At 54.9% G+C, this 6658-nt stretch carries 6 protein-coding genes and 1 pseudogene; 1 reads left to right on the plus strand and 6 read right to left on the minus strand.

What is annotated here, in order from left to right; all coding sequences use genetic code 11:
- A pseudogene (locus ACPGUT_RS14880) lies at positions 1–329 on the plus strand (hypothetical protein); the annotation flags it as partial.
- A 78-nt stretch (positions 330–407) separates the two neighbouring features.
- Here the strand turns inward: ACPGUT_RS14880 and ACPGUT_RS14885 are convergent.
- The 6 genes from ACPGUT_RS14885 to ACPGUT_RS14910 form a co-directional block, all read right to left on the minus strand.
- Positions 408–911: a DUF2478 domain-containing protein gene (locus ACPGUT_RS14885; protein WP_423992702.1), complete on the minus strand. Its 504-nt coding sequence runs from the start codon at positions 909–911 to the stop codon at positions 408–410.
- 108 nt (positions 912–1019) lie between these two features.
- The gene (locus ACPGUT_RS14890; RefSeq protein ID WP_423992704.1) at positions 1020–1838 is read right to left on the minus strand and encodes a peptidylprolyl isomerase; all 819 of its coding nucleotides are present in this window, start codon (positions 1836–1838) and stop codon (positions 1020–1022) included.
- A gap of 21 nt (positions 1839–1859) precedes the next feature.
- A complete protein-coding gene (gene narI, locus ACPGUT_RS14895) occupies positions 1860–2543 on the minus strand; it encodes a respiratory nitrate reductase subunit gamma (RefSeq protein WP_423992706.1) in 684 nt (227 codons plus the stop codon).
- Between the two features lie 11 nt (positions 2544–2554).
- A complete protein-coding gene (narJ, locus tag ACPGUT_RS14900) occupies positions 2555–3271 on the minus strand; it encodes a nitrate reductase molybdenum cofactor assembly chaperone (protein WP_423992708.1) in 717 nt (238 codons plus the stop codon).
- Entirely contained in the window at positions 3271–4821 is a 1551-nt protein-coding gene (gene narH, locus ACPGUT_RS14905) for a nitrate reductase subunit beta (RefSeq protein ID WP_423992710.1), read from the minus strand. The genes narJ and narH overlap by 1 nt, the downstream gene beginning before the upstream one ends.
- A partial coding sequence (locus tag ACPGUT_RS14910) for a molybdopterin dinucleotide binding domain-containing protein (RefSeq protein WP_423992712.1) occupies positions 4818–6658 on the minus strand: 1841 nt, incomplete at its 5' end. The genes ACPGUT_RS14910 and narH, both read right to left, overlap by 4 nt.

Consider the following 6658-nt stretch of genomic DNA (forward strand, 5'->3'; position numbering starts at 1 on the left):
AGACGGTGATCAGAAAATGGCAGCATAATTGCCCCACGCTTTGGGGTACTCTCCTTAAAAACCCGCCGATCCTGTTGCTGGATGAGGCTACATCTGCGCTGGATACGGAAACCGAAAGCAACATTCAGGCCAGCTTGTCTGAAATGGGGCAGGGACGCACGGTTCTGACAATTGCACACCGCCTGTCTACTGTTGCTGAAGCGGATGAGATTATTGTTCTGGAAGGTGGCGTGGTGAGCGAGCGGGGGACACATGAAGAACTGCTGAACCTTGGTGGGCGCTATGCCAGCATGTGGGATCTGCAGCGGTCCGAAGCTGAGGTTAGCTGACAGAGCCTGTATCTAGGAAAACAACAAAGGCCGGACACTGCGTTCCGGCCTTTGTTATATGGTGGTCGGGGGCGGGTGTTACTCTGCGGGTGTTTGGATCCAGTCCATGATTTTTCTTTCATCTGGTTCAACAAATTCGGCCACCCCACCAGAGAATTCGATAAAGGCTCTCTCGTTCAGCCCGTTGGTTCCGACAAATACAACCGCGCCAGATGCGGCGGCTTCGCCCAGCAATTCACGAAAGCCTTTGCCTTCGGCTTCTTGTTTGCCGAATTTGTTCAGCAAGAAAACGTCATATCCGTCTGTCATGCGTTGTTCGACGCCAGCAATGGCTTCGGCCATGGCTTCGGGGTTCAGGCGACAGCCTTTGCTTTCTTTGCCAAGATCCTGAGAAATACGGATTTTCGGACCACCTGACAGGACTTGCACATCCATGTCACACCGGTGACAGTCTTCACGGTCGGAATTGATCTGCACAATGCCCATGCAGCGTTTACCGGCGGCAGACAGTTTATCCGCAGCGCCAGCCAGCAGCAGGTCAAGTTCGCCCTGGCCGGAAATTTTAGTATAGCCGATCTTCATCACGGGCCTCATTGTTTTGGGGGCTATGGCCCCGTCCGGAGTTGTCGTCGTTACTCTCTCCCCCGGACGGGGAATGTCAACACGGATTTCACCATGTGGGATACCTGTTTAGGCAGCCGGGGCCTTTTCAGCCGGGGCGGAGAAACGCACACCGGTGATTTCTGCTGTGTTGACAAGCTCTGCTGTGAAACGTTGGGCGGCCTGCGCCCAGGCGGCCCGTTCCATCGCGTCACTTATGGTTTGTTTGACACTGTCATAGGGCAGGGGTGCCCCTTCGGCGCGGGCATCCAGGCGAATGATGTGAAAGCCGAACTGGGTTTCCACAAGTTCCGGATGCACAGCGCCTTGCTTGATCGTGGCAAGGGCTGCGTCAAATTCGGGAACCGTATCACCCGAAGAAAGCTGCCCCAAGACACCGCCATTGTCTTTGCTGGAACAATCAGAGTTTTCGCGCGCCAGCGTGTCAAATCGTTTTGGGTTTTCCAGCGCCAGTTTCAGAATCTCAGACGCCTTTAATTTCGCTTCCATGTGTGAGGATTGATCATCCGGACGCACGGCAAGCAGAATATGCGCAGCTTCATACAGTGATGGCGCGCGGAATTGATCGCCGTGGGTGTCAAAGGCGCGTTTAATGGCGTCCTCGGTCACGTCCTCGGGTTCAACGCGGATTTCCAGCACCTGGCGCACCAAGGCTTCGTCTTCGGTTTCGAACTTGCCCGGCGCAACCTCGCTTGGGGCGGGGGAGAGGCCCATTTTGCGGGCCTCTTCCAAGATCAGGTGGCGGATGACCAGGGCGCGTGCCCCGGCCTGCCAGGCCCAGCCCGGTTTTCCCTTGGGGGCTTGGTGGTTCTGAGCTTCTTGCGCGATGTCTTCCTGCGCAATCACCTGGCCATTTACTGTGACCTCAGGGAAAAGGGGCTTTGCCATTTTTCGTTACTCCACTGGGGGTTAGTTTGATTTACGACGCGAACGCACGATCTGATAGCCAGGGCGTACGAAATACCGTACGGGGGCTGACAGCATGTGAACAAGACGTGTGAACGGGAAGACCAAGAAAATCGTCAGACCCAGCAGGATGTGCAGTTTAAACACAAGCGCAACGTCCGCGATATAGCTGGCAGCGGCCCCATCAAAGAAGATGATCCCTTGCGCCCAGGACATGAACTTTACCATCTCATGACCATCAAGATGACCCAGAGAGCTGAAGATCGTGCCAAGCCCCAGGATCAGCTGCGCGAGCAACATAGCCAGGATCGCGATATCGGCGAAAGAACTGGTCTTGCGAATGCGCGGATCGGTCCAGCGGCGGTGAAACAGCATGCCGCCCCCCACAAGTGCCATGACGCCAAAGATGCCACCAGCAACAACCGCCAGCATTTGTTTTGCACCGTGGGATACGCCGATCGCGTCAAAGATCGCGATGGGGGTCAAAAGGCCCACGAAATGCCCGGCAAGAATGCCCAGAACGCCGACGTGAAACAGGCTGGAACCGATGATCAGCTGCTTGCGGCGCAGCAACTGCGAGGACGATGATTTCCAGGTGAAAGGGTCGCGTTCATAGCGGGCGATAGATCCCACAATCATCACGGTGATCGCGATATAGGGGAAGGTTCCGAACAGAAATTCATGCATGTCTATTCTCCTTATTCGGCTGCGGTGGCGCGATTGCCATCGGTTGGCTGATTGACGGGCTGATCCAGGTTCGCAAGCATATCGCGGACCTGTGGGCACCCTGCGGCGGGATCGGGACCAAAGGTGACCTGGGCTTCTTCCCAGACCTGATCCAGCGCTTCGAGATCGTCCGGGTCTTCATCCGGCACGCTTAAAAGCGCCTCAACTGCGGCGGCGTCGGCTTTGACACCTGCGATATGTTGCAGGGCGGCCATGGCTGCGGCGTAACCGCTTTCGCGGCGGGTCAGGCGGGTTTGCAGGTTTTCCAGAATGTGTGCCGTGTCACCGATCACATCCTTTACCTCTGCCATGGGGCGAGAGGCGAGGAATTCCAGCAGCACCGGCAAATGGTCAGGCAGCTCGGACGCGATGGGTTCAAACCCACCGGCACGATACATTTCGATCAGATCCACCATGGCAGGCCCACGGTCACGGCTTTCGCCGTGCACATGTTCAAACAGGTTCAGGGACAGGGTGCGGGACCGGTCAAACAGCCCCACATAACGTTCCTGTGCCGCATAGATATCCATGCCTGCGATGTCATCGACAAGACGCGACAGAAGATCGACCAGTTTGGGTGTCAGAAGGTTGCCCTCTGCAAGGGCTGCCTTCAGTTCCGGGCCCGCCGCCTGAAGATCCTCAGACGGGTAGCTTAAAATCGCCGAGATGGCTTTTAATGGCATAAGCATCATTTTCCCCCCATGTTCTGTGGTCCGGTGTGCATTGGGTTTGGCAGGCGGAAGTCTTTGGATTTGCCGCCAAACATAGAGCCCTTGCTTGTGCCGGTGGAACAACCGTTGCCATCGGTAAAGCCACAGCCGCTGCGGATGTCATAGGCGTCTTCAACCTGTTCGCGATGTGCGGTTGGCACAACAAAACGATCCTCATAGTTGGCGATCGCCATGATGTGATACATGTCCTCGATCAGTTCCGGGGTCATGCCAACACGTTCCGCAATGCCCGCATCAATTACACCATCAACGGTTTTGCTGCGCATATAGGCACGCATCGCAAGCATCCGTTCCAGTGCGGAAACCACAGGGGCTTCTTCACCGGCGGTCAGCATGTTGGCAAGGTATTTCACAGGGATACGCAGGGATTTTACATCCGGCATTTCCTTGTCGATGCCAATTGCGCCGGCTTCTGCCGCGTTCTGGATCGGGGACAGTGGCGGGATATACCAGACCATCGGCAGGGTGCGGTATTCCGGGTGCAGCGGGAAGGCGATCTTCCAGTCCATCGCCATTTTGTAGACAGGCGAGTTCTGGGCAGATTTCACCCACTCCTGCGGCACACCCTGACGGATGGCTTCTGCTGCGATTTCCGGATCATTCGGATCCAAGAAAATATCGCACTGGGATTTATACAGATCCTGTTCATCACTCACGTTGGCCGCTTCATCAATGCGATCCTGATCATAAAGCATCACACCCAGGTAACGGATACGGCCCACACAGGTTTCGGAACAGACAGTTGGCTGACCGGATTCAATGCGTGGGTAACAGAAGGTACATTTCTCAGACTTGCCGCTTTCCCAGTTGTAATAAACCTTTTTGTAGGGGCAGCCGGACACACACATGCGCCAGCCGCGGCATTTTTCCTGGTCGATCAGAACGATGCCGTCTTCTTCACGCTTGTAGATCGCACCTGACGGGCAGGCGGCGGCACAGGCGGGGTTCAGACAGTGTTCACAGAGACGTGGCAAATACATCATGAATGTATTTTCATATTCGCCGTAGATCTCTTTCTGGATGCCCTCGAAGTTGTAGTCTTCGCCACGTTTCGCGAATTCACCACCCAGGATTTCTTCCCAGTTCGGACCGGTTTCGATCTTTTCCATCCGTTCGCCTGTGATCTTGGAAAACGGGCGAGCGGTCGGATAATGGTTCATTTCCGGCGCGGATTTCAGGTGATCATAGTCAAAATCAAACGGTTCATAGTAATCGTCGATTTCAGGCAGGTCGGGGTTGCCGAACAGTTTCGCCAGCACCCGCCATTTCGACCCCATCTTTGGCTGAAGCTTACCGGATTTGGTGCGCTCCCAGCCGCCATTCCAGCGTTTCTGGTTTTCCCAGTCTTTGGGGTAACCAGTGCCGGGTTTGCTTTCGACGTTGTTGAACCAAGCGTACTCGACCCCCTCGCGGGAGGTCCAGACGTTCTTACAGGTCACGGAACAGGTGTGGCACCCGATACATTTATCAAGGTTCAGCACCATGCCAATTTGTGCGCGGATCTTCATTCTGCTGCCTCCGGAGATTGGGTTGCAGGGGTATCAAGCCAGTCGACTTTGCGCATTTTACGCACAACCACGAATTCATCGCGGTTGGAACCAACTGTGCCGTAGTAGTTGAAACCATAGGACTGGTGCGCATAGCCGCCAATCATATGGGTTGGTTTCACGGTTGCCCGTGTGACCGAGTTGTGGATGCCACCGCGATGACCGGTCTTTTCAGAACCCGGTGTGTTTACGATTTTTTCCTGGGCGTGATACATAAAGATCGTACCATCCTTCATACGCTGGGACACAACCGCACGCGCTGTCAAAGCACCGTTTGCGTTGTAAACTTCAACCCAGTCGTTATCGACGATGCCCGCAGATTTCGCATCAGTTTCCGAAATCCAGACCACAGGGCCACCCCGGTTCAGGGTCAGCATCATCAGGTTGTCACTGTAAGTAGAGTGAATGCCCCACTTCTGGTGCGGTGTGATGAAGTTAAGGATCAGATTGTCGCCATCATCCTGAATATCAGCATTGATGGTTTTCAAATCCACTGGCGGACGCCAGCCTACAAAACCTTCACCAAATGCGCGCATCCAGAGATGATCCTGATACAGCTGCTGACGACCAGTCAGGGTGCGCCATGGGATCAGCTCATGCACGTTGGTGTAACCGGCGTTGTAGCAGACCTCTTCGCTTTCAATCCCGGACCAGGTAGGGGAGGAGATAATCTTACGTGGCTGCACCGCGATGTCACGGAAACGGATCTTTTCGTCTTCCTTCGGCAACGCAAGGTGGGCGTGTTCACGACCGGTCGCCTTAGACAGTTCGTTCCAAGCTTTCACCGCAACTTCACCGTTGGTTTCTGGCGCAAGCATCAGGATCATCTCAGCCGCATCAATTGCGGTTTCGATTTTTGGCTGACCTTTGGACACGCCTTCCTCAAGAACACGACCGTTCAGATCACCAAGGTGGTGCACTTCTGTTTCGGTGTTCCAGTTGATGCCTTTGCCGCCGTTGCCCAGTTTCTCAAGCAGCGGACCAACGGATGTGAATTTTTTGCCCAGGTTCGGGTAATCCCGTTCCACCGCGATATAGTTCGGCGCGGTTTTGCCTGGGATCAGATCACATTCGCCTTTTTTCCAGTCAAGCACCTGATCCTGCGCGATTTCGGCAGGGGTGTCATGCAGGATTGGCAGTTGCACGATGTCGGTTTCAACGCCCAGGATTTCCGGTGCCACCTCAGAGAATTTCTGTGCGATGGATTTGAAGATTTCCCAGTCAGATTTGGATTCATACGCCGGATCAACCGCCGCCTGAAGCGGGTGGATGAACGGGTGCATGTCTGATGTGTTCAGGTCGTCTTTTTCGTACCAACTTGCGGTCGGCAGAACGATGTCTGAATACACAGCAGTGGTGGACATGCGGAAGTCGATGGTCACCAGCAGGTCAAGTTTGCCTTTCGGGGCGTCCTTGTGCCATTTGGCTTCCTTCGGCATTGCGCCGCCTTCTTCGCCCAGATCCTTGCCCAACACACCGTGATCAGTGCCCAGCAGGTGCTTAAGGAAATATTCGTGACCTTTACCAGAAGACCCCAACAGGTTGGAGCGCCAGATAAACAGGTTACGTGGCCAGTTTTCCGGTGCATCTGGGTCTTCGCAAGACATTTCCAGATCGCCGGATTTCAGCTGTTCTGCCACATAAGCCGGGATCTCTTTGCCAGCTTCTTTCGCAGCTTTGGCCACCTCAAGCGGGTTGGTTTTCAGCTGTGGTGCAGACGGCAACCAGCCCATGCGTTCCGCACGGATGTTATAGTCAATCAGGTTGATATCCCAATCACCTTCCGGTGCGGTTGGCG

The organism is Halocynthiibacter sp. (assembly GCF_049608145.1).
In the GTDB taxonomy this organism is placed as follows: Bacteria; Pseudomonadota; Alphaproteobacteria; order Rhodobacterales; family Rhodobacteraceae; genus Halocynthiibacter.